Source organism: Halococcus dombrowskii, assembly GCF_022870485.1.
GTDB lineage: Archaea > Halobacteriota > Halobacteria > Halobacteriales > Halococcaceae > Halococcus > Halococcus morrhuae.
In genome coordinates this window covers 318,514-343,900 of the sequence record NZ_CP095009.1, presented here as the reverse complement: position 1 = coordinate 343,900, position 25,387 = coordinate 318,514, and the positions used below count along the sequence as shown (strand labels likewise).

The window sequence follows — 25,387 nt, the reverse complement described above, 5'->3', positions numbered from 1 at the left end:
AAAGGTGTTGTTACTGAGCAGAGTTTGCGAAACAACGCCTACGTGACGCAGTTTCTCGATCGATTTGATGAGTGGGGTCAGCAACTGAACCGGCACCGATAATCTGAGCGCATCCTCTCCCTGGACGAATGGCCTCAACGCTTATTCGATCCGCCCATCAGCACTTCAGTATGCCCAATCCAGAAACCGACTGGAACCACGGAGACGTCGTCCGCGATCGTGAAGACGACGACCCCGATCCCGCTATCGTCGTCAATACCCCCGGTGCTCCCGCTGATGAGTGGGATATTTCCCGATTGGACAAGACCGTCGCTGAGGATAACCCCGAGTATCCATCCGACGCCGAGATCATTACTGTCGTCTTTGAAGAGAACCTCAACGAGGCGTTCCCCAACTGGGAAGCCAATAACCCCATCACGTACGCCACACTCGAAGAACGAAATATCCAACACTACTCGTTTCCCGATCCACGGCTCGAACCTGCCGAGCCAACCGACGCAAACTACAGTAGACTCACTGTCATTCACCACGCTCACATATCGGTGGCATCCGAGCTTGGGTCCGATCTCTGTCTCAGGCCATTCTCGTTACGGAGTTGGCGATAGGCGTCAGTGAGGACAGCCATCTGATAGACGATCAGAATTGTGGTGAGGACAGCCGTGATGACTTGCGAGAATGCTGATCCGGACGGCACGGCGAGCCCGGATGCAAACGAAACGATCATGAAGAGGACCATCACCACAAGAAACAGCCCGAATAACCGCCAGCGATTTCCGGACGTAAGACTCCAGCTATCCCGTATCGCACTGATGAACCCCTCATCTTCATCGGCGATATACACCGTCGTAAACAGCAAACTCACCGTCAGGAACAGCCCCGGAATCACTAAGATGATGAATCCGATCATCGTCAGTAAGCCAACGACGATCCCGGCAACAATCGAGTTGAGAACGACCCAGCCCATCCGTCGTGTGTAGCTCTCATGCGTGATAGTTTGCCGATCCGCAGCCATCACACGGATCAAAACGACGGTAATCACCTGAAATACAAGAAGGGCAACAAAAGCGAGTATACCAGCAACCGTTGCCGACACAGGTAATGAAAGCGGTACAGATGGAGATTGAGTAGCACCAGCAGGGAGATCAAGTCCTGCGAGAAATGCTTCAGTGAGTGTGTTGGTCGAAGCGAGAAGCACGATCTGTCCGACACCAAGCAGGACGATAAACACAAGTCCGGCTTTCGTGAGTGTTTTCGAGACACCGTTACCGAGCGCACGCCTGATTTGTAGCACCATATTTCAAAACAACACCATAGGTGTGAAAAACGTTACCCAAACGCTAAAACGATTGTCTCATGTGGACCTTTCTCCTATCGAAGACTAACTGCAAGTGTCACTCACAAGCAGAGAATACCCTCCTATCCCGTCAACAGGGAGTGATTTATTGACAGGGCCCTTCTGTGGTGTCTCTCGATATGGCCGGAACTGTTATGTTTGAAGTCGCAATCTACTGATAGTAGAATCATGATGACTTCTGAGAAAGAAAAGATGGTGGATGGGAGGATGTACGACCCGACCGATCCCGAACTCGTTGCGGGGCGAGAACGTGCACGGAGACTCATCCGCCAGTACAATCAAACAGAGGAGACCCAACACGAGCGTCGAAAGGAGTTACTCTGCGAACTTTTCGGCTCGACGGGCGATAGAATCCAGATAGAGCCGCCCTTTCGCTGTGATTATGGGGACAACATCTACCTTGATGATGACTTCTATGCCAAATTTCGGATGCGTCGTTCTCGATGTATGTCCAGTCAAAATCGGCCGTGATTGTCTGATTGGACCTGGTGCCCATATCTACACCGCGACACATCCACTCAACGCAACCGAGCGAAACTCTGGATACGAATACGGAAAATCAGTCACAATTGGTGACGGAGTATGGATCGGCGGTCGTGCCGTTCTCAATCCTGGCGTAACGGTCGGTGACGGTTCGGTTGTCGCCTCTGGCGCGGTTGTCACCAACGATGTTCCCGCTGGTGTCGTGGTGCAGGGGAATCCGGCTACAGTCGTAAAAGAACTGGAGTAGATGTAGCCGCAAAGTGGTCTTAAAAGAGCCACGCTGTCGCGGATCGACGCGCTCGGCAGTTGCAGAGTTGTTTATCTCCTCTTCCACGCCGTGTTGAAACCTACTGATGTCAGATGAAGCAGGCGAAATCTACTGTGATTACAGAGTTGAAACTAAACTGGATTAGGATGGTTTCGATAATTTGTATGCCATGACTATCTCATCTCTATATCGTTTTCATCTTCGATGTAGTATACCCGCTCTCTCGGGATGTGCTTCCTAATGGGATTTTCCATACTAGTTTCACCGATTTGAAACTCGACATATCCGGTTTCTCTATTCAAAGTCAGTTCACCACGATCAAACTCCTGGGTTTCTACTCCGTCACGAGTTTCGTAGACAAGCTTTGCCATGTGTATCATAGGCTCGTCCCACCCGTAGAATTAATCTTCCGACACTGTCGAGTGGCTTTGCTACTGACTGTTCCGCAGCTTTGATTTGCTCCGCGAGTAGACGGTTTGTTACTGTCAAGAAAGGTGATGATTCTGGACAGACAGCTACGGTGACTGCCAAGGTGGTGATCCTGGTTTTGGCGTTTCATCGTTCTCTTCATCGACGGTGGCGAGTGCACTCACCACGAGGTTCTTGGTCGCTCGCCGGTGGCGCTCGGAGAGCGCCTGATGAGAGATGCCGAGTTCATCGGAGAGTCCTTTAGCATCGATATCGCGCGGGACCTCGTAGTAGCCCATTTCGACGGCTAACGCAAGCGTCTCGTGTTGTGGTTCAGTCAGGTTGTGGCGAGCCGTTTCGAAGTTCTCAGGTCCATAGATCCGTTCGAGAGTAAATCCGACATCGTTCTCCCGGGCGTATTCGTTGGTCGCCGAGAGAGCGTCCCGATCGGGGAAGAGTACGCGGAGCTGCCACTCACCGTCGGTGGCAGTGGCCTCCTGGACGGTAGCAGCGCGTTCGTTGATCATGTATCCGATGACTTGGGCAGTCTCGTTCCAGACCAGTCGGTAGAAGCGTTCGTCATCGGTCTCGCCAAACAGTTCAACCTCTTCGACACTCGAATCGTCCTCGAGAATCTCAGTCAATCCCTCGACTTCTCCTTGTGTCACCCTGATAAATGGCGCTACTTGTGTGGTGTTGTGAGCGACCACGCGATCGATATTGATCGTGAGATCGGGACGGCGTTCGAGGGTTTCCGCAAGCGCGAACTCGCTGGCGGGAATGGTGAATTCCGCTATCGTGGCCATACACAAGCAATTGCAAGTATACATAAAAGCCGAAGGATTGAAGCGGGGAGACTGCTCGGTGCATCCCACACAGAGTGCTTTACGGCCGTTCGGGCCACGAGATTGGTGGATAAGATGAGCATGAACCGTCTGAACGACGTTTCTCACGCAACTCCACGGTTGGACGAAACCGAATGGGGTCTTGATCTCGCACAGAGAATTGGGCGATCCGTGTGCAGTTGATTTCCAGGACTCCCACCGAAGTCTCTAAGACTCAACCTCCCATTGCGACGAGCAGTGATTGAAATACATCGGGGGCGCGTAGTCGTTGTAGCGGTCCTCGTCTTGGTTGCGGGGAGTGGTTGCCTCACACTCAATCCGGGAATGGACCTTGCCACCCAGAATTCGACGGTTTTTCATGATGTGTCTTCGTCCGGGGAATGGGCAAACGGGCGTATCGTCGGGACGCTCTCCCTTACCCCGAACGCGACGACTGATCGGGGCGTAAGCCAGATCAATGTCGTAGCAGCAGATGGCGAGACCTTCTACACGACACCCGTCGACAGCGGGCAATCCAACGTGAGCATCATGACTCCTACGAACGGCACTGCAACCATCGTTGCCGTCAACACGGTCAATGGAACCGTCGTCGAAACTCAAAACGCCACTATTACCGGCGATACAGTGATGTGACCAGCCTATTCGCTTATTCGTCGTTCGGAGATTCCGAGTCCCGAAGTACCATTGGCCCCATTGCGAGTGTCTGCTGCGCAACTGTCGCAACCCGCAGAATGTACGAGACGAACAGCAGGAACGGCATTACGGCGATCGTAAACGCGAGCGCAACTACCCAGATCATGTAATCCACGCCGAAGAGATAGCCCGGAACCGATGTCGCATCCACGAACACGACCATTCCGCCCGCGACCACAAGCGCTGGCACCGCGGCCGTGAGAATCGCCCGCGAGAGCTTCACTAACGCCCACTGGAAATAGAAGGTCTTGATGTGTTCGCGTGCCGGACCGAACATCGTCAGCGCTTCAAGCGTCTCCCTGAACGTGCGACGTTGCTCATCTGAGAGATCGTCCTCATACTCCTCACCGAGGCGACGAAGGTCGTGCATCTTCCGCGCGTAGTTGTAATCAAGCGCTGCCATCAGCACGTCAAACGTTCCAAAGGTTGCTCCATCGAGTTCATCGATTGCAGTCTCGGCGTTGTCGACGAGATCGTCGACGTAGGTACTGACTTCTTCTCGCATCTCAGGATCCTCACTATCGTCGACAGCAGATTTCATAGCTGCCGCACGATCTCGGGCGGTTTCGATGATCTGACGGAGGAATAGTGAAGGCTTCGCGGGGCTGACCGACCCGAAGAGTTCGTCGGTGTTCTGGCGGAAATCCATCGCAGTGTCCATCCGCGCTCGCTGTTCGCCAAGCGGGCCGATCTCCTGGGAGAGAACGAGCTGATTGATCGAGACCACAAGCGTTGTTCCCGTGATGATCGCACCAACGAGACCTTGGAAGATCGTATCGACAGGGTCAGTGGTTTCCATCGTCGTCCGGAGCGTCGGAAAATCTAGAATCCCGAGCACCACGAACGCGAAGAATACGCACGCACCGAGAATTCCCGCAAGGAGCCAGCGGTTTGCCCCGAGAAGCACCCAAAAACGCCAACGACTCGCACTGACCCGCTCTTGCATCGTGTTCTCCGTCGAGAGGTCCACCGACTATCGGCCTCCGTCAGACGAACCAATAGGGGGACTCACGACGACCCCTCGTCGTGATCCGAGTCCAAATCGGGATCCACCCGGCGTTCGAGGACGAAGAGCTTGGTGCCACCCTGGTCGTACGAGACGGTTTCGACGAGTCGCCAGCCGTCGGCCCCGAGTTCATTGAGTTTGTCTTCGGAGTTGATGGCTTCACGCTTGGTGAGCCCCTTCGACGGTTCTATCATACGATATTCCCATTTCGGTCGGTCAGCCATGGTCGATTCTCGGGAGTAAGCATCACAAAGCTGCTGGTTAACTCCGAGACTAATCCTGGGCTCTACTGGGTTGCGAGTGTCTACGATCGAACTAATCCAAGACGACTTCCCTGTTCGGGAGCTGTATCTGAGCATGAGTTTCACAGACACGATGAGCCGAACCTCCGCCGAGGACTGGGCCGTCGTATCGTTAGTCGTCGAAGCAGGGATATCCCTCTATGAAGGCGATATGCGACTTGCAGCGTTGCAACTCGGAACGGCCGCCCTCTCGTATTACTCGAGTCTCCTCGGGGCGCTCGCACGGGTGGTTATCGAGGTCTACAAACGATTCCGCACTCGGTAAGCGATGCAGCGCACAGAATAAAGACACATTTAGTATCGACATATAGACTCAGTAATTCTCAGGACTCGCAGGCGCAACCGTTTCCCGCTGGCTGGCGATATGCTTCGGGAGGATGTCTGATCGCACCCCTGAGCTCCTATCCGATCGTACACGGCTCGGCTGGTGGCTGTTCATCGTACTACTGGCCATCGTCGCCGCGTTTCTCGCGTACTCGTTCGTCGGCATGATCGTGCTTGGCGTTTTCGGCTACTACGCGACCCGGCCGGTCAACCGCCGTCTCCGGACCACGGTGGACTCGAACAGTATTGCGGCGAGCATCACTGTCTTGGTGGTCGTCGTGCCGATCCTCCTGCTCATCGGCTACGTCGGCTTCAACCTCTTCCAGCAGCTCCAGCAAGCGATCGGTGCCGGTGGCTCGGGGGCGTTCGGACTCGTCGATCTCAGTGCACTCCCGCCTGCTCAGCGTGAAACCGCAACCACGCTGCTCCAGAACCCGACACAGTTCATCAGTCAGCCCCAGCAGACGCTCCAAACCGTGCTGCAGTTGGGTGGGACGGTCGCCAGCGCCGTCGGTGGAACGCTCGTTTTTCTGGGACTTACAGTCACGTTTTCGTTCTTTCTGTTGCAAAACGACGCGGCTCTCTCGCGCGGACTTCGTGAGCTGTTCGGCGGCCGTGATACCACCGCGTACGCGTATGCCATCGCAGTCGACGAGGACATGGAATCGGTGTTCTTCGGGAACCTCTTGTTCGTCGTCGCGATGTCGGTCATCGCCGCGATCACCTACGAGGCGACAAATCTGCTCGCCCCCGGAGCACTCCACGTTCCGATGGTGCTCGTGCTGGGGGTCCTGACGGGTATCGCCAGTCTCATCCCGATCGTCGTCGGTAAGGTGATCTACCTCCCGATCGTCGCTTATCTCGGCTTTCAGGCGGTGCGTTCGGGCGGGAGTTTCCTGTTCGTCGGCGGGGCGTTGGTGGCGTACTTCTTGATCCTCGATATTCTTCCGCAGACGTTCTTGCAGCCGTACATCACCGGTCGACAGCTCGATATGCTGGTGTTGATGTTCGGCTATATCCTGGGACCGATCCTGTTCGGCTGGTACGGGTTCTTCCTCCTGCCGATCGTGTTCATCCTCATGCTCGAAGCGGTCCGGATCGTCCTCCCCGAACTGGTTCGTGGCGAAGCACTCACTCCGGACGTTTCACTCGGAGAGGGTGTCGGAACTGATCCACAATCGGCACGTGATATTCCTCCCGGCAAAAACGCATCTGACGAGCCTTCCGAAAGTGACGACACGCCTGCCAACTAATGGATCTGTCGGCGATGAAGCTCTAGGCCGGTTCATGATCCCACTGCTGGCTGGAGGGAACGTTTTCTCAGCAGTTGATCAGTTGACTACAGGTAAATACAGTATCCAAACCAGAAAAGCGCCCTACGATTGGTGGTGCTGTTCGAGGCGGATTTCATCGTCCGTCACGGCCTCTACCGCGTCGTTGTCCAGTTGATATGTTCCTTCGTCAGCGTCGCCCCATCCGAGCTCCGCGGCGAGTTCGTCGGTGAGATCCGGATCTGGCTCGACATTGGCAGTATTGTTATCAACGTCGACTACTGTGCCAACCGAATCGCCGTCAGCGTTGACGACGGTTTTGCCTTCATCGTCTTCAGCAATAGTTGCCATGCATATTCCATCACAGCCGGTACACCCCTATGCATGGTGCATGCACTTGCCGCCTCTTCAATTACGCAATTTCATCTACCCTATCGAAGTATCCGCTGTGTGGTTCCTGATTGTATTCTACGAGATGCCATCACCAGCCACTGGATGGCCGAATTGTAGAGCAGGCAGCTTTGTGGTGATCAGAATCGTTTTCCTCACGACCGGTGAACGACGCGTATGGCCGGAGCCCCGCGTCGTGCCCTCGCGATCGTGCTCGTCGTCGTTCTCGTTTCCAGCGGCTGTCTCACGCTCGGGCCGTCGATATCGGCTGATACGGGCGATTCGGCGGTCTTCGAGGGCCTCTCGGTTGAAGAGCCGTGGGCGAGTGAGCACGTCCGCGTGAACGCCACGCTGCGCTCGACGCCAGCGGCGAGCAACGTCACGACGATCACGATCATCGGCGAGAACAAACAGAAATACGACACGGTGAGCGTCGCGTCGGGCCAGAGCGTCGTTCCGCTCTGGATACCCACGGGCCGGAACGCGACGCTCGTCGCCTCCAACAGCGTGAATTCGACGACACTCGACTCGCTCAACGTCTCGACCGGTGGGAACCAACTTCCGTGAAACGAGTAGCGCCGAACAAGAGAGACGGGGGGACTTTTAGCACCGACGAGTCTGGACGGCACATGGACGACCAAGACTCCCGGCGGTGGGAGTACGAGATTCTCAGGCCGCCGCGCGGTGAGACCAAAAAAGAGGCCGCCAATCCGAAAGCCGAGATCAACGAACTGGCCGACGAGGGCTGGCAACTCGTCGAGACGATCGATTACTCCAGTGGGGGGACCAAGTACATCATCTTCGAGCGACCCCGCCCGAACGATGGGGACGTCCCGTGACAGCCGACGTCGACGATTCTGCGGTTGACAAGGATCTCGACGTGAGCACGGCGAACACGATGCGCGAGCGCGCCAACGAGAGTCGCCTCAAGCTCTGGATACTGCTCAAGGCCAACCGGCTCCTCGTCACGGCCGTGCTTGCGGTCGCGTTCTTCGTCGTCTTCGTCATCGGAATTACAGTGTTGCCGCCGCCGCTGATCCCCCAGCTCAACAGCAGCGACACGATCGACACCCTATTCGCGGGGATGATCAGTGCGGTCATCACCGGCGTGACGCTCGTCGTCACCATCTCCCAGCTCGTGCTCTCCCAGGAGAACGGTCCGCTGGGCGAACAGCGACAACGCATGGAGGACTCGATGGACTTCCGAGACTACACCGAGGAACTGGTTGGAGCGCCGAGCCCGGCCGATCCCTCGGCGTTCCTCCGTAATATCATCGACGTCTGTCAGGACCGCGCCGAGGCAATTCGTGACGGGTTCGGTGATATCGAAAGTGACCAGCTCCGCTGGGAGGTCGACCAGTTCACCCAGAGCGTCATCGGCAACTCCGATACCGTGCGCGAGCAACTCGACGGTGGCACGTTCGGCAATTTCGACGTGGTGTTCGGTGCGTTGAACTACAACTACGGCTGGAAGATCTTCCAGGTCGAACGACTGCTCAACGAGCATGAGGAAGATCTCGGCGAACGCGAGAACGAACTGTTGAACGAACTGAAGACCGCGCTGTCGATGTTCGGCCCGGCACGCGAGCACGTCAAGACGCTCTACTTCGAGTGGGCGCTGACGTCGCTCTCGCAGCTGATCCTCTACGCGGCGCTGCCGGCACTCGCCGTCGCCGGCATCATGATGGTGATCGGCGAGGCAGGGACGTTCCCCGGCAGCACGTTCGGCATCGAGAACATCGCGCTGCTGATCGGGGCCGCACTGACAATCACGTTGCTGCCGTTCTTGTTGCTCATTTCCTACATCTCACGCCTCGTGACGCTCGCCAAACGGACGCTCGCCATCGAGCCGCTGATCCTCCGGGAATCCCAGCGATAGGTCAAGCACACGATCAAATTTAAGCGAGCGCTTGACTCAGTTCATTCTCATCGGCTTTCTTGGAGATTATTTGTCGAAAGCTAGATCATGGATTCCATCAGCGCTCTCAACAAGACGAACGCGTGCGTCTGGATGTTGGTCAAAAACTTCAGCGATCTCACCTCAATCGCGGAACTTTTGCATGTGCATTTGACTGGTGTGATGGAATATTTCAGCCACGCCTTCACCACCGTTGGATGGAAGAAGGATATCCTCGTTCATTACTCGGTAAGCGGTGAGATGTTTGCTGTCCGCCAATGTCTTCGATCCAATACTTAAGGTGGCTACCTTCGAGTGCAAGCAAAAAACCGACCTTTCGCTCTGCGCATCATACTTATGAGATAGTATCGATGCAACCACCTGAAATACTTCTGAGACTTGTTGTCGGTGCAGCACTCATCCTGGCTAATGGCTTCTTCGTCGCTATTGAATTCGGGCTGACTCGCGCCCGCCAGTATCCTGAATCGGAGTTCGTGGTGCCGGGTAACACCGGCCTCGAACGCGCCTGGAAGATGACCGAAGAACTCGAGATTTACTTGACAGGATGTCAGGTCGGGATCACCGCTGCCAGCATCTCCCTGGGAATCGTGGCCGAGCCAGCGCTCGCAGCGATCTTCGAGCCACTCTTTGGAGACACCATACTCGCCTCAATCGGTGCTGGCACGTTGCTCGCGTTCGTCATCGTCAACCTCGTCCACGTCGTCTATGGCGAGCAGACCCCGACATATCTCGGGGTTGAACGATCCAGACAAGTCTGCCGATACGGTGCTACTCCATTGTACTGGTTTACAAGAGTCGTCAGGCCGATCCTCGACCTCGGTGACGCAGTAGCGAAGTGGACGCTCCAACTGTTTGGTGTCGAAATGACCGGCGCATGGCTCGATTCCGAAGCCGACGTGATCGAGAGCCGCGCAGACCTTCACCGACAGCTTGGATCATTACTCGACGAAGGTGATCTTCCCGAGGAGCGATCCGACGAAGTGATGAACGCTCTAGTCGCGGGTGATATGCCAATCCGAAATATTGTGGTCCCCCGCGAAGAAATCGCTGCACTCTCAACCGAGAACACACCCGCGGAGAATCTCACAATCATTGAGGACAACCCGCACCTCCGATTCCCACTGTTAGGTGCGGACGGAGAGGAAATACAGGGAATCGTCTACCTCGCTGAACTCACAAATAATTTTAGCGCCTTCGAGAGCGGTGACCTTGCCATCGAAGAGATCGCCGCGCCACCGATGACATTGCCAGCCGACGAGGAAGTCAGCGATGCGATCGATCGGTTCCAAGACGAAAATCAAGAACTAGCGCTTGTCGAGGAACACGGCAAGATCGTCGGACTGCTGACCGCAACGGACGCTTTCGAAGAGGTTATGGGCGAACTTGAGGACCCTATCGATATCTATGAGAGGTCAAGGAGCCAAGGGGACTCGCTGAACGGCGACTCAGCAGGTGATCTGACGTGACCGAACGATGTCGAGCTGAAAGCCGATCGATACGGAGTGTCGGATTTCGTCCGGCGATAGATCACGAGCGTCCAATCACCTTCCAGCGGCGGTTGCCACTGAGGGTGTTCCAATGAACGCACCCGAAATCACCATTCGGCTTCTTGCAGGAATTGGGTTGATCCTCGCGAACGGCTTCTTCGTCACCGTCGAGTTCGCGCTGACGCGTGCCCAGCAGTACACCGAATCGGAGTTCGTCGAGCCCGGTCTCGAACGCGCCTGGGAGATGACCCAGAACCTCGAGATCTACCTCACGGGCTGTCAGATCGGCATCACCGCCTCCTCGATCGCGGTCGGCATCATCGCCGAACCAGCGCTCGCGGCCATCTTCGAGCCGCTGTTCGGCGGGACCGCGCTGGCGTCGGTCGGTGCGGGAGCGATCCTCGGCTTTCTCATCATCAATCTCCTGCATCTCACACACGGCGAGCAGGCACCCACCTATCTCGGCGTCGAGCGCTCGAAGCAGGTTTGTCGGTACGGCGCGACGCCGCTGTACTGGTTCACGTGGCTTATCTGGCCGCTGCTCCGCCTCGGCGATCTGTTCGCCAAGTGGACGCTCGGACTGTTCGGCGTCGAGATGACCGGCGCATGGCTCGAATCCGGCGCGGAGGACGTCGACAGCCGTGCGGACCTGCACAAGCGCCTCGAATCGGTGCTCGACGGCAGCGACATCGACGAGGAACGACGCACCGAGGTGATGAACGCGCTCGTGGCCGGCGACGTACCGATCCAGGGGATCATGGTGCCGCGCGAGGAGATCGTCGCGCTCTCGACTGAGAACACGCCGACGGAGAACCTCGCCATCATGGAAGAATATTCTCACTCTCGGTATCCGCTGGTCGGCGAAGATCTCCAAGACTTCCGCGGCGTCGTCTACCTTCCGGCAATCACGACGCGGTTCAACGATCTCATGAACAACGACCTTGACATGCAAGAAATTGCCGTACCATCGATGACGCTACCGGCCGACGAGGAAGTCAGCGATGCGATCGATCGGTTCCAAGACAAAAATCAGGAACTCGCACTCGTCGAAGAGGACGGCGCGATCGTCGGATTGCTGACCGCAACCGATGCCTTCGAAGAGGTTATGGGCGAACTCGAAGATCCCACTGACGTGGAAAACGTTCAAGCAGCCGGGAATTGAGGAGAGAGCCCTCCATCGGTAAAACACGATCTAGTTTCAGAAAAGGGTGACAAGTGCTTCAACACCCATCAGCCAGAGAAGAAGCCGTCCGACGCTACCCACGAACGTCGCCATCGCGAATTTGACATAGTCCTGTTCGAGCACAGCAAATGCATAGATCGAAAGCGTGTCAGGGAAGCCAGGGACACAAAGTGCGCCCGCGAGTCCGACATAGCCGTATTGGCGTGCAAGTGCGACAGTCCGACGCTCAGTCCACGCTACCACATCGAAACGCGAACGCTCTAACCATCGAACGATGGGTCCTGATTGCTTCGCGCGTTGACCGCCATAGAATGCGACCACGCTGCCGGCAGCTTTCCCGAATCCGCTCACGAGTATGATCAGTCCCGTCTCTATCCACTCTGCGAAGCCGAGATCAAGTGGTGCAACGAGAACGATCTCGCTGGGTAGTGGCAGTACGAACGCGATCAGAAACGAGTAGACAGCGATGATCAGGAGTCCGATCGGGCCTGTCGCGGTTTCGACCGCTGCTTGTAGCCCACCGAAGCCATCTATAGGAATTTGTGCCACCGTCACATCGTCAGATGGGGGTGTCAGAGATTCGAAATACACGGTAGGCCATGGATTCTCGCCGTAGTAAGTACTGATGCTTTCAAGGTCCTACCAAGTAGAGTGTTGGTGAGGACGAGCGCAACTATGCTCGAATAGTGAGAGGTCGTCTCGGATTACCGTGGCGTCGCTGCGGCGCAGCGACGCAACACATCATGTTCTTAGAAGGTTGGTGCGGTAGTGACTGTAATGACACACAGACCCACCGCACCAATCGGATCATTCGAGACCACGCCTCATGAACCTTCACTCGTCGAGGACTCGACACTGGTCTGTGAGTGTGGGTCAGAGCGTGCGAACAAACACGGAACCTACGGCAGGCACCCGCGCGGGCACTCGCCCGTGCGGGTGCAGCGGTATCGGTGTCGTATCTGTGGAGGGACGTTCTCACCGAGTCTGTCCTACATCAAGGATGACTACCAGTACCCCGACGAGGTTAGACGGCTGGTACGCGTCGTGAACGCGTTCACCGACGCGTCCCTTGAACGGCTTCAGGATATCTGTACCGTTCATTTCGGCGTTCGACCATCCGACGAACAGATTCGCAACTGGATTACCGAAGACACCGGGGAGATCGTCGCAAACGATCTCCCCACGTATTCGGGCATCTACACCTATGACGAGCAGTATCTCCGCATCGATGGGAAGCGCGCATACCGGTTGTTGCTCTACGATGACCTCATGGGAGCACCCGTCGCCGAACAAGTCGTCGACGGGTGCGAGAAGGCCACCGTCCGTGAGTTTCTCACCACCGCTCTCGAAAACAAACCCGTCTTCGTCGTGACCACGGACGGACGCTCGGATTATGCCGAGATCGTGGAAGACGATCTCGGCGCGTTCCACCACCGGTGTCACTACCATTTCCTGAAGAACGGCGAGAAGAAGCTCCGGAACGAGGTGTTCCGGAGCGTTCGCTACTCGAACGCGGAGAAGCTTCACGCCACGATCGTCTGGAGTGAATTCAAGAGCGTGTTCGCGGCTCCGTCGTATCCAGCGGCTTTCCGGCGGTTTGAGGCGGTGCTCGATAAAATCGAGCACCTGCCGCCAGCGGTCCGGACTTATGTCGAGGAGGTAATGGAGAACTTCGACAAATTCGCCATCCATCTTCGGGATGAGTGGGTCCCGAGCACATCGAACAACGCCGAGCGCTACTTCAGCCACACGAAATCGACGCAGGTAAAGCGTCGATTTCGGACGCATGAGGGCGTCCAGTCGTTCCTCAAGACCCAAATGACCGTGCGGACTGTCAAACACGGCTACATCTCGCGGGAGGCATCGCTCGCGCGAATGCGCGAGCTCTTTCCAGACATCGAGATGGAGGCAGTGATCCCGCTCCTCACCGAGACAAAGAAGCGGTATCTGTGGAGCCGTGATCTTGAGGCAGGCTAATCGATAGGAAGAGGTACGCGAGCCGCTCCATACGGAGCGGCTGCGCTGTCGTGACGTAAATATACCTTCGCAGAAATAATAGAAATGAACACAAACCACTTTACTCATCTATTGGATCGGTCAATAGTATCGTTCCCGGCCGCAACACGTATCAGCTAACTAGCTGTAACGGCCTTGTCTTCCCTCTCAACAACACCAGACTTGGTAGGGTCGCTTTCAACTATCGGAGTTCAGCCCAGCGCACCTGTCGTTTGCACAATCTTCCAATCCATTTGCTAATTGCGAATCTCGTCCGACTGCACAGTATCCACTCCAACCAAAATGTAGTTGAAAAGAACGACTCGGTGGTTAGGCTGGAACCGCCGAGAGCATCTCGTGTGCGACACTCGCCAGTTCGTCTGCATCCGCTTCTCGGAGACGCTCTTCGCCCAGCAGCAGACGCAACCGCGGCCGTCCCACATCGATCGGCACTTTCTCCGTCTCTAAGAGGCCTTGTTCTTCGAACAGGGTCTTCTTGCGCGAGAACGTCGCTTTGCTCGCGACATCCGCATCCTCACCCCAGTGTGAAATATCGTAGAGCAACTGCTCGTGTTTGGCCGCGACGAGCAGGCTCAGCCCCACTTCGTCCAATTCGTCCATATCATCATCCATGTTCTCAACCGACTCCAGCATCGTCTGAAAGTCCGACTGCACCTCCGAACTGAACTCGTCGCCGAGTGAGTCCAACACTTGCGAGTACGCCGGTGTTCGCAAATTAAATGCCTCGCCATCTTCCCAGAGGCTATTCCAGCGCTCGCGCACGGCCGCGACGAACTCCTCTTCATCGGTAACGAATGCAGCGCTGTGTCCACTATCCGACCTGAGAAGCGAAATAATCGCCTCATCTGCCACCACCAACGTCCCATCCAGTTGCTCACTGGCTCGTACTGCCAGTGTCCCCGCGTCGAGCAACTCCGCAGCTGTGCTCGCCAACATGAAATCATCTCGCAGCCATTTCAGCACGTCTCCTCCGACGAGCAAGCGCACTCTCGGCGGCTCCTCGCTCTCGGCGAGTATCTCGATGAGTTCCCCTGTCGATTCTTCGTCGAACCCCACTGCAGTCACCTCTCCACTCTCCTCAGCAAGGATCGTCCGAAGGTTCTCGCCAACTGATGGTCCCACGTGGTCCGAGCTGATTGTCATAGAGTGTGGTAGTCGTTGAAGCCATATCGTCTTTCCGCATCATATTAGCGATACTAAACACGAATAAATATGACAGAGAAACACATGCGACTGTTTTCTCGATATCACTTGCTAAGACAAACCTGTACTCACGGGGCTGATCCTACCACCGAAACCTGCGATCCTATGCTCCTGCCTCAGCCGCTGTCTGGCTGCGTCTCAAACGTACTCACCGGCGAGAATTCAGTAAACTCATCGATCTCCTGTACCAAACAGTCGAATTTCTGACGCAAAACATCCGCTTCGAGATCATCGCTCACCGCCAGCCGGTCTTTGAGTCCCTGCAAGCACGTCCTCTTGCGTTCTTCGTTTACCGCAGAATGTCATGCCTCTCTTGAGAACCGCCTCGACGTCCCGTCCTCAGTCGTATTCGCCGAGGCCCGTACCCTCGGATGGGTTCTCAGCGCCTCCGGATTCGTCAGGACTGCTCTCCTCACTCTCGGCATCGGAGTGACCCTCCGCGTCCGCTTCGACCGGTTCGGTATTGCTATCACCAGGAGAGTCGTTCCCTGCAGCCTCCGACTGTGCAGCCCCGCTTGTAGTGCCACTCACAGAATCATCGGTGGCATCGAGACTTTCCAGCGCTTCGATGGCCGCCTCCCGATACGGAGCGAGCCGCTCACCGTACTCGTCGCGTGCCATCTGCGCGTAATCGTTGATCTCCTCGTCGAACGCTTTGAGGCGGTCGATGGTCTGATCAGCGGTTTCGACTACCCAGCGGTCGCGGGTCGCTTCATCCACTTGGGTGATCGACTCCGGCCGCACGGCGACGTTCGTCTCACCGTCGTCGGTCTCGTAGCTCCGGGGTTTTCCGACTACCGTCACATCACTCGTTATCGCTTTAGGATTTGTCTGAATCAGCAGGCGCTACTGTCTCCCGCGTCAGTCGGGACTCATGGATCGATGGCTCAATATTCTCGGTCAAGAGCTTCGATATCTGCTCCCGCCACGGTCGGTGCGCGAGCACGCTCGCGCTACCGACCTCGTTGAACGCAACCGGCACATCGATGCGTTCGCGTTCTTCTGGTCGTTCACGATTGGCACTACCCAATCCAACGGGTCTCTTGCTGCTGCTCAAGACCTCTACAAGGCGTTCACCAGCGATTCCGTTGCGTATTCATCCGTCCAACAGTGGGTCACTCCTGATCTCACCGAACTACTTACCGACATCTGCGGCTACATCAGCGTTGAGCTTGGACGGACAGAATCAGCGCTCGAAGGCCGCTTCGAGCGCTTCCGAGATGTCTTCGTCTCAGATGGGACCATCTGTACGCTCTCGGCGGAATCATTCGATGAGTTCCCCGGATTAAGCGACGATCACGCTGGAGCAAAGCTCCACGTGATCGAATCACTTGCTTCGCGGGCTCCGATCTACTCATCGATCACCGACGCTCGTACCCAAGAAACCACGCAGCTCCAGATCGGTGACTGGGTCGAAGATTCCTTGGTCCTGTTCGATCTTGGCTACCTCGACTACGCGAGGTTAGCACGGATCGACCGCAATGGCGGCTGGTTCGTGAGCCGACTTAACGTCGACGCAAACCCTGAGATCATCGACGAACTCCGAACCTGGTGTGGTGATACGATCGATCTGGAGGGCAGGCACCTCCAAGAGGTGCTGCCCGACCTTTATCGGCAGATCATCGATGTGACGGGGACGGTCGGTGCGGATCAGAACGATCCGCGCCTTCCTTACGATGTCCGAGTCGTCGGCGTCCGCCATGAGGACGACGAGGATGATCACCGAACGGAGGAAGTCGAAGCCGATCACGATTACCACCTGTATGCGACGAATCTCCCGGCAGATGCGTTCGCGCCGCGAGAACTCGCGGCGCTGTACAGCAACCGCTGGAGCGTCGAAACAGTCATTGATGAACTGAAGTCGGTGTTCGAGTTGGACGAGATGTCGGTACGGCGGGAGGCAGCGGTGAAGTGTTTCATGATGGCGGCGCTGTTGATGGTGCTGGTGAGTCGGTACTTGCTGCGGCGGGTACGAGCACGGCTCGGACCCGCCTCACAGCGATCAGTCGAGGAAGAAGACCGAATCGAGCCGATCCGTTTTTCGAAGCGAATCCAGCTGTTCAGCGGTGATTTGCTGCGGATATTGGCTGAACAGCTCGGGTATGGGTGGGACGGCGTCGGGATCGTGATCATCGAAGGAGCAATCGATCCGAACGTGGCTCGCCACGCGCTTACGGAGCGAGTGGCTCACGGAAGTGTCGATCCGAACCTGCAAAACGCGGGTGAACTGGCGACGATCCGGCCCGGCTGACGACTGTCAGCCGAGCCGGGAAAGCTTCGCGTTGAGTGGCAACGCTCTCGATTAGGCGCGTTTCTGAACGGAAACGAATCTGTGATTGGTCGATTCCAGCAATATCGATCTCTACTCGGCGGTTCATGCTCTACTTCTGAGAAATCCCACAGCACTCAGCAAACCAGCTTCCGCGCTCACCGCTCATTCTGGGCTTAAGCGATAACCAGTGACTTCGGTCATGGTCTATCTGCCTCCGCGTGTGTTCGATGGGAGACACGCCCCGGTTGGCACCTCCCAGGCAAAAAGACGCGGAAAGGACAGTGGAAGTGAACCCAGACCGAGACTCCTCGGCGTCTTCCAACTGCTCCGGCCGGTGAACCCCGATCAACCGAACAGACGTCTCAGCCCTGTTCGGTCTGCTCATCGAACGTACTTGCCGGCGAGAATTCGGTGAGTTCCTCGATCTCCTGTTCTAAGCGGTCGATCTCCTGGCGCAGGACATCCGCTTCGGGATCGTCGCTGACCGCCAGCCGGTCTTTCAGCCCCTGCAAGCGTGTTTCCTTGCGCTCGTCGTCCACCTCGGCTTTGCGCACGTACTCACTTTCGGTGACATCGTAGACGGCCGATTCGGCCACGGAGACGACATCCAGTGCTTCCTCGACCTTGTCCCGATCGACGCCGAGCAATTGCTCGCGATCGATGCCCGTCCCTTCGAACGCTGTAAGCACGTCTTCGTCGTCTTTCAGCGAGCGGTTCCGGCGCGTCGTCTGCTGGACCGAGCCGTACTGACCGTGCACCGGGCGGTCATGCCCGACACGTTCCAAGAGCACGTCGGCGACGTCTTTGCGGAGGTCGTTGGCGTTACGCTGGACGTCCGACAGCAGCGTGTAGAGGTTCACCAGCACGGGCGTCTCGACGCTTTCGAGAGCGCTCATGTCCTCGCGTTCGAGTGCGTCGATCAACAGCAGCATGTCCGAGTAGACGTCGATCTTGGGTTCTTCGCGCTCGCTGTCCTGTTCATCGTCCGCGCCTGCACTCATCGACAAGTGTGGTGCATCGTCCAGCACGGCACTCTCGTCAGCCTCCTCAAGTTCGCTCAACGTGTTCTCGCGTTCATCAAGTACGTAGCGCGGGTGGAGTGCGAGCACCGCTGCGTACGGTTCGGCTTGCGTCGGCAGCCGGGAGAGTTCGTAGCCATCGATTGCCTCGCGAGTGTGCTCGGCGAGCGCTTCGAACTGCTCGCGTTGCAGCGGTTGGGAGTCACCCGAATCGACGTCCTCGATGATGATTCGCTGCTCCCGAACGTCGGTGATCCGGAATCGCTTCGCCGCCAACGGCGTGATCAACGTCGCGTCGGCGGGCAGTTCCTCACACCGCTCGATCAGTGTCCCCCACGTCGCGCCGAACGGGATTGCCATGTATCCTCTCAGAGAGCAGACCTGAAAACAACCATGGGCCATACACCGGATTTCTGGAGAAAAGCGGGCTCCTGTGATCTGTCTCACTCCCACACTACACCTACCACGACACGTCGTTTGGATGGGCACACCACGAGCCGGTGGAACTCCTCGGCTCAGGCGTCGATCTCGTAGGATGCGATCTCACTCGACCCGCACCGTGGGCAGCATTCGCTGTCAGGGTCGACGCTCGCACCACAGTTCCGACACTCGACGACCGACTCGGCTGTCGAGGGCGAGAGCAGCCGTTTGATCATCTGTATCATATCATAAAGAAACCGTGTAACACACTCTTTCGAGCTCCGGACCAGTTCCGTCCTCACTACAGATACCCTCCAACCGGTTATAGAACCTTCCCAACCGCACTGAAAGTGAAAATTTGGACGAATCTCTCTGCTGGTTGTGGCGAATTGCTTCAGTCGGTCGGCGTGATCCGGATATGCTCTCCAACGTAATAGACATATCCACGGCTCTGAAGCGACTCAACTGCCGCTTCGGCGTCGGCTTTGTCGAAGCGCTCGTCGTCAGTAATCACTTCGATGGCCTCGTCCCTCGGAAGCTCCTCGCTGGTCCCACCAGCCGCGTCGGTCAACACGGTGAGAATATCTTCGGCGAACGGCGGTATCCGCCGCTCTTCGTCCATACTCAGTGTTTCACCCGCCTGCATATGAATCTGTATCTGCCCCGCGAACTACAGCTCGTCGAGATACTCGATGTCCTCTTTCGAGACGTTCGCTTGGGTTATCGTCTCGGCCATCCAGTCAGGTTTGTCCTCGGGTGCTTGCTCGCGCCACGCCCATCCCTCGTAGATATGGAGTTTCTTCGTTCCCTTCTCCCGGAGGCGGAACTCGCTGCGAGCCGACTCCTCTTCGCTATCGGCCGCTTCAAGCCGCCGAGCGGCTTTGAGTGCTGCCTGTCGTGGCATCTTCCCGGAGAAGACCTTCGTCTCCTCGCCAGTCTCTGACCGCAATGCAAAATTTCGCTTGTCGTTTGATCTGTTGGCCATGAGTTCTCCTCAGCGAACACAGTGCGGACAATGTGATAAATGTACCTACGCCGGGCGATTTCTTACGACAAATACGACACTCTCCGGCTGAAGAGAGCTACTAACTCTCAGAAATCGGCCCGATCGCGAACCTCTGCGAACGCAACGTTCTGACGGACTTCGGTGATTTCGACTGTCACCTCATCGTCAGGTTGTGCGTCGGGCACGATCAGCACGTATCCACGATCAAGTTTCGCTATCCCATCGCCCTGCTCACCTAGCGTCTCGATTGTTACCTCGCGCATCTCTCCCCGTGAGACAGGTGGCTCCCGGGACGCTGAGCCCACCGAGTTCGTCGATAACCCCTCTTGCTGGTCGTCGCTGTCGGTGCTATCAGCCGGCTGGGGATTTTCGAGGAGCACGATTTGATAGGTCTCGCCGGCCGTAATCGCTCCCACGTTGAGCTCCTCCTTTGGTACCTCAACCGTGTAGGAATCGCCTTCCTCGGTGACTGAACCTGTGAACAGACACGCCAGTCGGTCGGGGATCTCGACCATTAGACGTCCTCACTGCCATCGACAGTCACCTGGACTCTCGATAGGCTGTCTCCGAAAGCATGAAGCCGAGGAATTGAAACACTCCGCATGGGGTTTCAGACCTCCGGCGAGACGTATTGCTCTTCCCACTCACGACGGGCCTCGATCTCGCGATAGCCCCGTTGAGTCACCTGATAGTAGTTCGTTCGCTTATCGAGTTCACCTTTTTCGAGCAGTCCTTTGTCCACGAGCGTGTCGAGGTTCGGATAGAGTCGCCCGTGGTAGACTTCCTTCTCGTAGTACCCTTCGAGTTCGTCTTTGAGTGCGAGTCCCTTCGGTTCATCCTTCCCGGCAGCAACGTACAGCAGGTCGCGCTGGAACCCAGTCAAATCATACATGTCCCAGCGATGGTCGGTCTGTCAGTAAAACACATCGGTGTTGAGATATCGGATGAGCCCTCCTGCCCAACTCATTCCTCAAACTCGTCGGAAAGCTGCGTCTCGAATGTTCATCCGCAACACAGGTCTGAAGAAAGGGCGATAGAATGAAGTTCCGAGGGCCGGCGGACTCTACTATGCCTGAGTGTCTGAATTGTGGTGAATTCGTCACCGAGCAGTACGTTCGTGTGTTTGCCCCAACCGAGATGGGTACCGTGCGCGTCTGTCCGAGCTGTCCTGATATGATTCGAGAGGGCAGTGAGGTACGCGAGGCGAAATCATCTCGGCAGTAGCCGCTGATCGCTCATCCCAGCTATTGATCGAATGACGAACTCTGAAAAGAGGATCCATATCCCGTCTCAGTAGGGTGAATTCGTATTCGATAGCTCCCGCTCGTCTTCGTACGGGTCTTCGATTCGTTCCTCATAGGCTGGTTCGCCGACTCTGTTTCCGTCTTCGTCCAACCGATACGCGGTCACGTCGCAGTGCGTCAGACCTGCTATGGCGTCGCCGACTACCGATGGAAGTTCAGTCGGCCCTGATTCGATTTCCATCGTCATATCATCGTTGTCACCCGATCGTTCAACGATGACGCGATACCGTTCTCATTCTCTCTCGGCGAACCGTCCCATGCATCTCGTTGCGTACGAATGAGTGTAAAAGTTAGTGCCTAATGCTGTCTCTCGGCAGCACGAAGGGTTTTCATAGACAAAAGGGGTGAGGGATGTCTCAATTCAGCATCTTCTAACCAGTCTGCCCAGAAAGGCTCGTTTTGACCATGCTACCGAGTAGCATCATTTCCACGGTTAACGCTCTGATCCAGTTCGCGTCTCATACTTACCCTGCCTGACCTCCGGCCCCGACAGGGGCCGTGAGGCACCACGGTGCAGTCTGTGGTTGCGGTGCTAATTGTCTTGCTCGCACCTCAGCGGGCATCATTCAGTGGAATCTGGTCCAGTTCCGCAGTGTGTTCGCCCTCGATAGTGTGACGCGTTTCGGTAAAATGTTCGATGGCACGAGAGACGACTTCCTTCCTACTGTAGGTCTCTGTGCTAGCAGACCAACCACATTCCGCACAGTAGTTTCGATGGTATGGCATACTAAGGCGTGTTTCTGCCTGATTATAGTGTATATGCTTGGTTGTTCAGGGTTTACCCTGTCAATAGTCACTCCCCTGTTTACAGGGTCCCGGTGGCGTGATCGGCGCGGCAGCACCCCGGTATCGAAATGTAGCTGTCGCAATCGTCCTCTAACTCTGACACGCACGGGCCGGATCGCCATTCCCATTTTGTCCAGCATATAGCCCGAGCAGCGCGCAGCCGGTTCCAACGACCACTCCAAGCATACCCCAGACGGCTCCGTCGCTGCTGGAGGCGAGTATTATCAGAAGCGTCGAAATTCCGACGACGACCATCGTCCAAGCAGTGCCTAGCGTCTGTTGGGTAGGCTTTGAAACCATGCTATTGATCATTGTGCCAGTGACATATATCTATCTCTGGCCTACAAGCAGCCACTTGACTTCTGACGGTGGCGTTCCGGCGTGATCGGCGCGACGACACCCCTCGTTCGGAGTGAAAATCAGTCGGGAAACGACCGCTCTTGCTGACTCGATGGAAATCCTGCTATCCCATGAGAGCGTGAGGCAAGTATGGGACGCAAGAGACCGACCATCCCCTGTCAGCGCTTCAAAGCGCGTGTTGCTGACTGGTCCGAGTGCGAAGGAACCCGAGAACTGGGCGCTACAGCCCGGGTGCCGCGCCGCGCGGCACCCGGGAAAGCCCGTATAGGTGATTCTCTGCCTCACGCACCGGCGTCCCGGAGTGATAGCAGATGTACCTTGGAATAGACATCCACAAACAGTACGCTCAAGTCGCTGTAATGGACGAAAACGGTGAGATTGACCGAGAGGTTCGCGTCGAGAACGCGAACCTCGACGAGATCGCCCAAGAGTACGCTGGGTCGGAAGCCGCGATCGAAGCAACTGGCAATTACTACCACATCCATGATACTCTCTCGGAGTATCTGGATGTGGTCGTTGCCAATCCGTCAGAGCTGAACCTCATCGCTAATGCGGATACGAAAACTGATCGCGTTGATGCGAAAGAACTCGCTCGACTGGTCCGGTTGGGATCTGTTCCAGAGAGCTACGTCCCATCTGAAGAGATCAGAGAGTGCCGCGCACTCGTGCGCGGCCGACACAAGTTGGTCGAGAACCGCAAAGACTACGCGAACAAGATTCACGGGCTACTCACTGATCACGGTATCACACGGAAGGTGAAGCCGTTGAGCGTGGGTGGTCGTGAGTTCCTTGAGGAACTCACTCTCCCAGCACCGTGGGACACGCTGCTTGAGACGTATCTCGAAGTGATCGAGACGTTCACCGACCAGATCGAACGTCTCGAGGTTGCGATCGAGGATCGAGCTGCGTCTCGCGAAGAGACGCAGCTCTTGATGACAATCCCAGGAGTGAGCTACTACTCGGCACTCCTGATCCACGCCGAGGTCGGTGAGATCGATCGGTTTGACGAAGACAAACAGGTGGTGAGTTACGCCGGACTAAATCCAGTGATCCGCGAGTCTGGCGACTCGCGGTTCGAAGGTGGCATCTCGAAGAAGGGGTCGGAGAAGTTGCGGTGGATTCTCGTCCAGTGTTCGCGCGTAGCAGTTCACAGAAGCGAAGACGAGTACTTGAGTCGGTTCTATCAGCGGCTAAAGAACCGAAAGAGCGGAAAGGAAGCAATCGTCGCAACGGCCCGGAAACTGCTCGTCTCGATATTTCACATGCTCGATCGTAAGGAGGTGTATGACCCACCAGGTGTGAGTGCGTGAGGGACGCCTGAGCGGCGTCCCTCACTGAGCGGGCATATGCGGTCGATGAGCGGCTGGTAGCCCTCCAGAGGCCACAAACAGCACCACACAGCACCGACCGCATGAGGATAGACCGCAACGCCCTCCGGTGGTTTTCTTCACCAAGCCGTATCAGCAGTAGATCACCCTAAAATCTATATCGATAGCGGTGGTTTACTCAGCCAGCAGGATTTCCATAGGTGACAGGGTGTGAGTTATCGGAGCTACAGAGACGACTATCAATTGCGCGGAATTCTTCCAGATAGGAAATAAAACACCGCAGTGATGGTGAGAGCAGGGATTACTGCGTCGAGAAGTTGTAGTTCTGTGAGAAAAATATCGATGATGAGCTGTGAGACAAGTGAGACACCGCCGGCAAAGAGGGCATATTCAATCCGAGATAAATTCCTAACCCACCGGTCGAGACGACCGTACAACTGCTTTGCACCAGCCATACGCCATCTGCAACTTCCATGCATAAAGATGGTCGAACCTTCATGGCCCTGTCGGGTCGGAGGGCTGACTCCCTGAGAATTCTCAAGAATGGTGTCGTGGGTTCCGCGAGATCATCTTGATGTTCGCCATCCCGAATATCGATCAAGACTGTGAGAAGCTGTGATCACCGCGCCATCCCTCTATTCAACATGGCCTATTTACAGAGGAAACATTTCGCTGTTGTTGTCGTGTCGGAACTTACGCCTTGCCAGAGTATCCCTGATTCTTGACCGAACCCAGTCAAACTACAGTAGACTCATTGTCATTCACCACGCTCACATATCGGTGGCATCCGAGCTTGGGTCCGATCTCTGTCTCAGGCCATTCTCGTTACGGAGTTGGCGATAAGCGTCAGTGAGGACAGCCATCTGATAGACGACCAGAATTGTGGTGAGGACAGCCGTGATGACTTGCGAGAATGCTGATCCGGACGGCACGGCGAGCCCGGATGCAAACGAAACGATCATGAAGAGGACTATCACCACAAGAAACAGCCCGAACAACCGCCAGCGATTCCCGGACGTAAGACTCCAGCTGTCCCGTATCGCACTGATGAACCCCTCATCTTCATCGGCGATATACACCGTCGTAAACAGCAAATTCACCGTCAGGAACAGCCCCGGAATCACTAAGATGATGAATCCGATCATCGTCAGTAAGCCAACGACGATCCCGGCAACAATCGAGTTGAGAACGACCCAGCCCATCCGTCGTGTGTAGCTCTCATGCGTGATAGTTTGCCGATCCGCAGCCATCACACGGATCAAGACGACAGTAATCACCTGAAATACAAGAAGGGCAACAAAAGCGAGTATACCAGCAGCCGTCGCCGACACAGGTAATGAAAGCGGTACAGATGGAGATTGAGTAGCACCAGCAGGGAGATCAAGTCCTGCGAGAAATGCTTCAGTGAGTGTGTTGGTCGAAGCGAGAAGCACGATCTGTCCGACACCAAGCAGGACGATAAACACAAGTCCGGCTTTCGTGAGTGTTTTCGAGACACCGTTACCGAGCGCACGCCTGATTTCTAGCACCATATTTCAAAACAACACCATAGGTGTGAAAAACATTACCCAAACGCTCAAACGATTGTCTCATGTGAACCGTTCTACTATCGAGGACTAACCGCAAGGATCACTCACAACCAGAGAACACTCTTTTACCCCGTCAATAGATACTAGTCTGCTGACAGAGCAACTCCGAACATGATCCGGGAGTAGGCGATACAATTTATGGATACAACGTG

31 protein-coding genes and 2 pseudogenes are annotated in these 25,387 nt (G+C 56.1%); 15 read left to right on the top strand and 18 right to left on the bottom strand.

The annotated features are described in order from the left end of the window. Positions 1 to 134: 134 nt before the first annotated feature. Both MUK72_RS19815 and MUK72_RS19810 read right to left on the bottom strand, forming a co-directional pair. Entirely contained in the window at positions 135 to 527 is a 393-nt protein-coding gene (locus tag MUK72_RS19815; RefSeq protein WP_244706976.1) for a hypothetical protein, read from the bottom strand. Between the two features lie 5 nt (positions 528 to 532). Beyond that, the gene (locus MUK72_RS19810) at positions 533 to 1,294 is read right to left on the bottom strand and encodes a DUF7847 domain-containing protein (protein ID WP_244706972.1); all 762 of its coding nucleotides are present in this window, start codon (positions 1,292 to 1,294) and stop codon (positions 533 to 535) included. A 231-nt stretch (positions 1,295 to 1,525) separates the two neighbouring features. Between MUK72_RS19810 and MUK72_RS19805 the strand changes: the two are divergent. Beyond that, positions 1,526 to 2,084, top strand: a pseudogene (locus MUK72_RS19805) (sugar O-acetyltransferase). 194 nt (positions 2,085 to 2,278) lie between these two features. Here MUK72_RS19805 and MUK72_RS19800 read toward each other — a convergent pair. Both MUK72_RS19800 and MUK72_RS19795 read right to left on the bottom strand, forming a co-directional pair. Then, positions 2,279 to 2,476, bottom strand: coding sequence for a hypothetical protein (locus tag MUK72_RS19800; protein WP_244706970.1), 198 nt, complete (start codon positions 2,474 to 2,476; stop codon positions 2,279 to 2,281). Positions 2,477 to 2,620: 144 nt separating this feature from the next. Next, positions 2,621 to 3,319: a helix-turn-helix domain-containing protein gene (locus tag MUK72_RS19795; RefSeq protein ID WP_244706968.1), complete on the bottom strand. Its 699-nt coding sequence runs from the start codon at positions 3,317 to 3,319 to the stop codon at positions 2,621 to 2,623. Between the two features lie 276 nt (positions 3,320 to 3,595). Here MUK72_RS19795 and MUK72_RS19790 point away from each other — a divergent pair, with 276 nt between their 5' ends. Continuing rightward, on the top strand, positions 3,596 to 3,991 hold the full coding sequence (locus MUK72_RS19790; RefSeq protein ID WP_342346257.1) for a hypothetical protein: 396 nt from the start codon (positions 3,596 to 3,598) through the stop codon (positions 3,989 to 3,991). A gap of 13 nt (positions 3,992 to 4,004) precedes the next feature. Here the strand turns inward: MUK72_RS19790 and MUK72_RS19785 are convergent, their stop codons facing one another. Beyond that, on the bottom strand, positions 4,005 to 5,021 hold the full coding sequence (locus MUK72_RS19785; protein ID WP_483306174.1) for a DUF7972 family membrane protein: 1,017 nt from the start codon (positions 5,019 to 5,021) through the stop codon (positions 4,005 to 4,007). A 38-nt stretch (positions 5,022 to 5,059) separates the two neighbouring features. After that, entirely contained in the window at positions 5,060 to 5,251 is a 192-nt protein-coding gene (locus tag MUK72_RS19780) for a hypothetical protein (protein ID WP_342346256.1), read from the bottom strand. A gap of 181 nt (positions 5,252 to 5,432) precedes the next feature. On the opposite strand from MUK72_RS19780, the gene MUK72_RS19775 reads away from it, so the two are divergent. The 9 genes from MUK72_RS19775 (at position 5,433) to MUK72_RS19735 (ending at position 11,911) form a co-directional block, all read left to right on the top strand. Then, a complete protein-coding gene (locus MUK72_RS19775) occupies positions 5,433 to 5,624 on the top strand; it encodes a hypothetical protein (RefSeq protein WP_244706963.1) in 192 nt (63 codons plus the stop codon). 112 nt (positions 5,625 to 5,736) lie between these two features. Beyond that, the gene (locus MUK72_RS19770; protein ID WP_244706961.1) at positions 5,737 to 6,936 is read left to right on the top strand and encodes an AI-2E family transporter; all 1,200 of its coding nucleotides are present in this window, start codon (positions 5,737 to 5,739) and stop codon (positions 6,934 to 6,936) included. A gap of 132 nt (positions 6,937 to 7,068) precedes the next feature. Continuing rightward, the gene (locus tag MUK72_RS19765) at positions 7,069 to 7,464 is read left to right on the top strand and encodes a hypothetical protein (protein ID WP_244706959.1); all 396 of its coding nucleotides are present in this window, start codon (positions 7,069 to 7,071) and stop codon (positions 7,462 to 7,464) included. Between the two features lie 57 nt (positions 7,465 to 7,521). Continuing rightward, positions 7,522 to 7,911: a hypothetical protein gene (locus MUK72_RS19760; protein ID WP_244706957.1), complete on the top strand. Its 390-nt coding sequence runs from the start codon at positions 7,522 to 7,524 to the stop codon at positions 7,909 to 7,911. 62 nt (positions 7,912 to 7,973) lie between these two features. Further along, the gene (locus MUK72_RS19755; protein WP_244706955.1) at positions 7,974 to 8,183 is read left to right on the top strand and encodes a DUF4177 domain-containing protein; all 210 of its coding nucleotides are present in this window, start codon (positions 7,974 to 7,976) and stop codon (positions 8,181 to 8,183) included. After that, a complete protein-coding gene (locus MUK72_RS19750) occupies positions 8,180 to 9,223 on the top strand; it encodes a DUF7972 family membrane protein (RefSeq protein WP_244706953.1) in 1,044 nt (347 codons plus the stop codon). Before MUK72_RS19755 ends, MUK72_RS19750 begins: the two co-directional genes overlap by 4 nt. 87 nt (positions 9,224 to 9,310) lie before the next feature. Then, complete coding sequence (locus MUK72_RS19745) at positions 9,311 to 9,541, top strand: hypothetical protein (protein ID WP_244706951.1); 231 nt, start codon at positions 9,311 to 9,313, stop codon at positions 9,539 to 9,541. A gap of 71 nt (positions 9,542 to 9,612) precedes the next feature. After that, positions 9,613 to 10,728 carry a CNNM domain-containing protein gene (locus MUK72_RS19740; protein WP_244706949.1) on the top strand — a complete coding sequence of 372 codons (1,116 nt, stop codon included), beginning with the start codon at positions 9,613 to 9,615 and terminating at the stop codon, positions 10,726 to 10,728. A 112-nt stretch (positions 10,729 to 10,840) separates the two neighbouring features. Then, on the top strand, positions 10,841 to 11,911 hold the full coding sequence (locus MUK72_RS19735) for a CNNM domain-containing protein (protein WP_244706947.1): 1,071 nt from the start codon (positions 10,841 to 10,843) through the stop codon (positions 11,909 to 11,911). 36 nt (positions 11,912 to 11,947) lie between these two features. On the opposite strand, the gene MUK72_RS19730 is transcribed toward MUK72_RS19735, so the two are convergent. Continuing rightward, positions 11,948 to 12,487: a YqaA family protein gene (locus MUK72_RS19730; RefSeq protein ID WP_244706946.1), complete on the bottom strand. Its 540-nt coding sequence runs from the start codon at positions 12,485 to 12,487 to the stop codon at positions 11,948 to 11,950. A gap of 222 nt (positions 12,488 to 12,709) precedes the next feature. On the opposite strand from MUK72_RS19730, the gene MUK72_RS19725 reads away from it, so the two are divergent. Continuing rightward, a complete protein-coding gene (locus tag MUK72_RS19725; RefSeq protein ID WP_244700560.1) occupies positions 12,710 to 13,909 on the top strand; it encodes a transposase in 1,200 nt (399 codons plus the stop codon). Between the two features lie 348 nt (positions 13,910 to 14,257). On the opposite strand, the gene tbsP is transcribed toward MUK72_RS19725, so the two are convergent. From tbsP to MUK72_RS19710, 3 genes and pseudogenes are all read right to left on the bottom strand, one after another. Then, on the bottom strand, positions 14,258 to 15,091 hold the full coding sequence (gene tbsP / locus MUK72_RS19720) for a transcriptional regulator TbsP (RefSeq protein ID WP_244706944.1): 834 nt from the start codon (positions 15,089 to 15,091) through the stop codon (positions 14,258 to 14,260). Between the two features lie 176 nt (positions 15,092 to 15,267). After that, positions 15,268 to 15,444: pseudogene (locus tag MUK72_RS19715) on the bottom strand (DUF7983 family protein); the annotation flags it as partial. Between the two features lie 46 nt (positions 15,445 to 15,490). After that, positions 15,491 to 15,955, bottom strand: coding sequence for a hypothetical protein (locus MUK72_RS19710; RefSeq protein ID WP_342346255.1), 465 nt, complete (start codon positions 15,953 to 15,955; stop codon positions 15,491 to 15,493). A gap of 70 nt (positions 15,956 to 16,025) precedes the next feature. On the opposite strand from MUK72_RS19710, the gene MUK72_RS19705 reads away from it, so the two are divergent. Then, positions 16,026 to 17,402, top strand: coding sequence for an IS4 family transposase (locus tag MUK72_RS19705; RefSeq protein WP_244698251.1), 1,377 nt, complete (start codon positions 16,026 to 16,028; stop codon positions 17,400 to 17,402). A 383-nt stretch (positions 17,403 to 17,785) separates the two neighbouring features. On the opposite strand, the gene MUK72_RS19700 is transcribed toward MUK72_RS19705, so the two are convergent. From MUK72_RS19700 to MUK72_RS19680, 5 genes are all read right to left on the bottom strand, one after another. Then, complete coding sequence (locus MUK72_RS19700; RefSeq protein ID WP_244706940.1) at positions 17,786 to 18,802, bottom strand: DUF7983 family protein; 1,017 nt, start codon at positions 18,800 to 18,802, stop codon at positions 17,786 to 17,788. A 454-nt stretch (positions 18,803 to 19,256) separates the two neighbouring features. Further along, complete coding sequence (locus MUK72_RS19695) at positions 19,257 to 19,484, bottom strand: hypothetical protein (protein ID WP_244706938.1); 228 nt, start codon at positions 19,482 to 19,484, stop codon at positions 19,257 to 19,259. A 48-nt stretch (positions 19,485 to 19,532) separates the two neighbouring features. Then, positions 19,533 to 19,847: a non-histone chromosomal MC1 family protein gene (locus MUK72_RS19690; RefSeq protein WP_244706935.1), complete on the bottom strand. Its 315-nt coding sequence runs from the start codon at positions 19,845 to 19,847 to the stop codon at positions 19,533 to 19,535. 107 nt (positions 19,848 to 19,954) lie between these two features. Continuing rightward, entirely contained in the window at positions 19,955 to 20,383 is a 429-nt protein-coding gene (locus MUK72_RS19685; protein WP_244706933.1) for a TRAM domain-containing protein, read from the bottom strand. 95 nt (positions 20,384 to 20,478) lie between these two features. Then, complete coding sequence (locus tag MUK72_RS19680; protein ID WP_244706931.1) at positions 20,479 to 20,760, bottom strand: helix-turn-helix transcriptional regulator; 282 nt, start codon at positions 20,758 to 20,760, stop codon at positions 20,479 to 20,481. A 176-nt stretch (positions 20,761 to 20,936) separates the two neighbouring features. Between MUK72_RS19680 and MUK72_RS20535 the strand changes: the two genes are divergently transcribed. Further along, on the top strand, positions 20,937 to 21,092 hold the full coding sequence (locus tag MUK72_RS20535) for a DUF7563 family protein (protein ID WP_425311114.1): 156 nt from the start codon (positions 20,937 to 20,939) through the stop codon (positions 21,090 to 21,092). 66 nt (positions 21,093 to 21,158) lie between these two features. On the opposite strand, the gene MUK72_RS19675 is transcribed toward MUK72_RS20535, so the two are convergent. Then, positions 21,159 to 21,359 (bottom strand): hypothetical protein, encoded by a 201-nt coding sequence (locus MUK72_RS19675; RefSeq protein WP_244706929.1) that lies wholly within the window; start codon positions 21,357 to 21,359, stop codon positions 21,159 to 21,161. A gap of 1,270 nt (positions 21,360 to 22,629) precedes the next feature. Between MUK72_RS19675 and MUK72_RS19670 the strand changes: the two genes are divergently transcribed. Beyond that, positions 22,630 to 23,628, top strand: a complete 999-nt coding sequence (locus tag MUK72_RS19670) for an IS110 family RNA-guided transposase (protein ID WP_049916040.1) — start codon at positions 22,630 to 22,632, stop codon at positions 23,626 to 23,628. A gap of 257 nt (positions 23,629 to 23,885) precedes the next feature. Here the strand turns inward: MUK72_RS19670 and MUK72_RS19665 are convergent, their stop codons facing one another. Both MUK72_RS19665 and MUK72_RS19660 read right to left on the bottom strand, forming a co-directional pair. After that, entirely contained in the window at positions 23,886 to 24,101 is a 216-nt protein-coding gene (locus tag MUK72_RS19665) for a hypothetical protein (protein WP_152415514.1), read from the bottom strand. Positions 24,102 to 24,416: 315 nt separating this feature from the next. Beyond that, the gene (locus MUK72_RS19660) at positions 24,417 to 25,178 is read right to left on the bottom strand and encodes a DUF7847 domain-containing protein (RefSeq protein WP_239640516.1); all 762 of its coding nucleotides are present in this window, start codon (positions 25,176 to 25,178) and stop codon (positions 24,417 to 24,419) included. Between the last annotated feature and the right edge of the window lie 209 nt (positions 25,179 to 25,387).

Bases quoted from the DNA above. Each gene is read 5' to 3' on its own strand.
- MUK72_RS19775 (WP_244706963.1), top strand. From the start codon at position 5,433: ATGAGCCGAACCTCCGCCGAGGACTGGGCCGTCGTATCGTTAGTCGTC.
- MUK72_RS19690 (WP_244706935.1), bottom strand. From the start codon at position 19,847: ATGGCCAACAGATCAAACGACAAGCGAAATTTTGCATTGCGGTCAGAG.
- MUK72_RS19680 (WP_244706931.1), bottom strand. From the start codon at position 20,760: ATGTATGATTTGACTGGGTTCCAGCGCGACCTGCTGTACGTTGCTGCC.
- MUK72_RS19800 (WP_244706970.1), bottom strand. From the start codon at position 2,476: ATGGCAAAGCTTGTCTACGAAACTCGTGACGGAGTAGAAACCCAGGAG.
- MUK72_RS19740 (WP_244706949.1), top strand. From the start codon at position 9,613: ATGCAACCACCTGAAATACTTCTGAGACTTGTTGTCGGTGCAGCACTC.
- MUK72_RS19665 (WP_152415514.1), bottom strand. From the start codon at position 24,101: ATGGCTGGTGCAAAGCAGTTGTACGGTCGTCTCGACCGGTGGGTTAGG.
- tbsP (WP_244706944.1), bottom strand. From the start codon at position 15,091: ATGACAATCAGCTCGGACCACGTGGGACCATCAGTTGGCGAGAACCTT.
- MUK72_RS19685 (WP_244706933.1), bottom strand. From the start codon at position 20,383: ATGGTCGAGATCCCCGACCGACTGGCGTGTCTGTTCACAGGTTCAGTC.
- MUK72_RS20535 (WP_425311114.1), top strand. From the start codon at position 20,937: ATGCCTGAGTGTCTGAATTGTGGTGAATTCGTCACCGAGCAGTACGTT.
- MUK72_RS19795 (WP_244706968.1), bottom strand. From the start codon at position 3,319: ATGGCCACGATAGCGGAATTCACCATTCCCGCCAGCGAGTTCGCGCTT.
- MUK72_RS19755 (WP_244706955.1), top strand. From the start codon at position 7,974: ATGGACGACCAAGACTCCCGGCGGTGGGAGTACGAGATTCTCAGGCCG.
- MUK72_RS19660 (WP_239640516.1), bottom strand. From the start codon at position 25,178: ATGGTGCTAGAAATCAGGCGTGCGCTCGGTAACGGTGTCTCGAAAACA.
- MUK72_RS19770 (WP_244706961.1), top strand. From the start codon at position 5,737: ATGTCTGATCGCACCCCTGAGCTCCTATCCGATCGTACACGGCTCGGC.
- MUK72_RS19725 (WP_244700560.1), top strand. From the start codon at position 12,710: ATGACACACAGACCCACCGCACCAATCGGATCATTCGAGACCACGCCT.
- MUK72_RS19670 (WP_049916040.1), top strand. From the start codon at position 22,630: ATGTACCTTGGAATAGACATCCACAAACAGTACGCTCAAGTCGCTGTA.
- MUK72_RS19735 (WP_244706947.1), top strand. From the start codon at position 10,841: ATGAACGCACCCGAAATCACCATTCGGCTTCTTGCAGGAATTGGGTTG.
- MUK72_RS19780 (WP_342346256.1), bottom strand. From the start codon at position 5,251: ATGATAGAACCGTCGAAGGGGCTCACCAAGCGTGAAGCCATCAACTCC.
- MUK72_RS19705 (WP_244698251.1), top strand. From the start codon at position 16,026: ATGGATCGATGGCTCAATATTCTCGGTCAAGAGCTTCGATATCTGCTC.
- MUK72_RS19810 (WP_244706972.1), bottom strand. From the start codon at position 1,294: ATGGTGCTACAAATCAGGCGTGCGCTCGGTAACGGTGTCTCGAAAACA.
- MUK72_RS19695 (WP_244706938.1), bottom strand. From the start codon at position 19,484: ATGGACGAAGAGCGGCGGATACCGCCGTTCGCCGAAGATATTCTCACC.
- MUK72_RS19760 (WP_244706957.1), top strand. From the start codon at position 7,522: ATGGCCGGAGCCCCGCGTCGTGCCCTCGCGATCGTGCTCGTCGTCGTT.
- MUK72_RS19745 (WP_244706951.1), top strand. From the start codon at position 9,311: ATGGATTCCATCAGCGCTCTCAACAAGACGAACGCGTGCGTCTGGATG.
- MUK72_RS19675 (WP_244706929.1), bottom strand. From the start codon at position 21,359: ATGACGATGGAAATCGAATCAGGGCCGACTGAACTTCCATCGGTAGTC.
- MUK72_RS19700 (WP_244706940.1), bottom strand. From the start codon at position 18,802: ATGGCAATCCCGTTCGGCGCGACGTGGGGGACACTGATCGAGCGGTGT.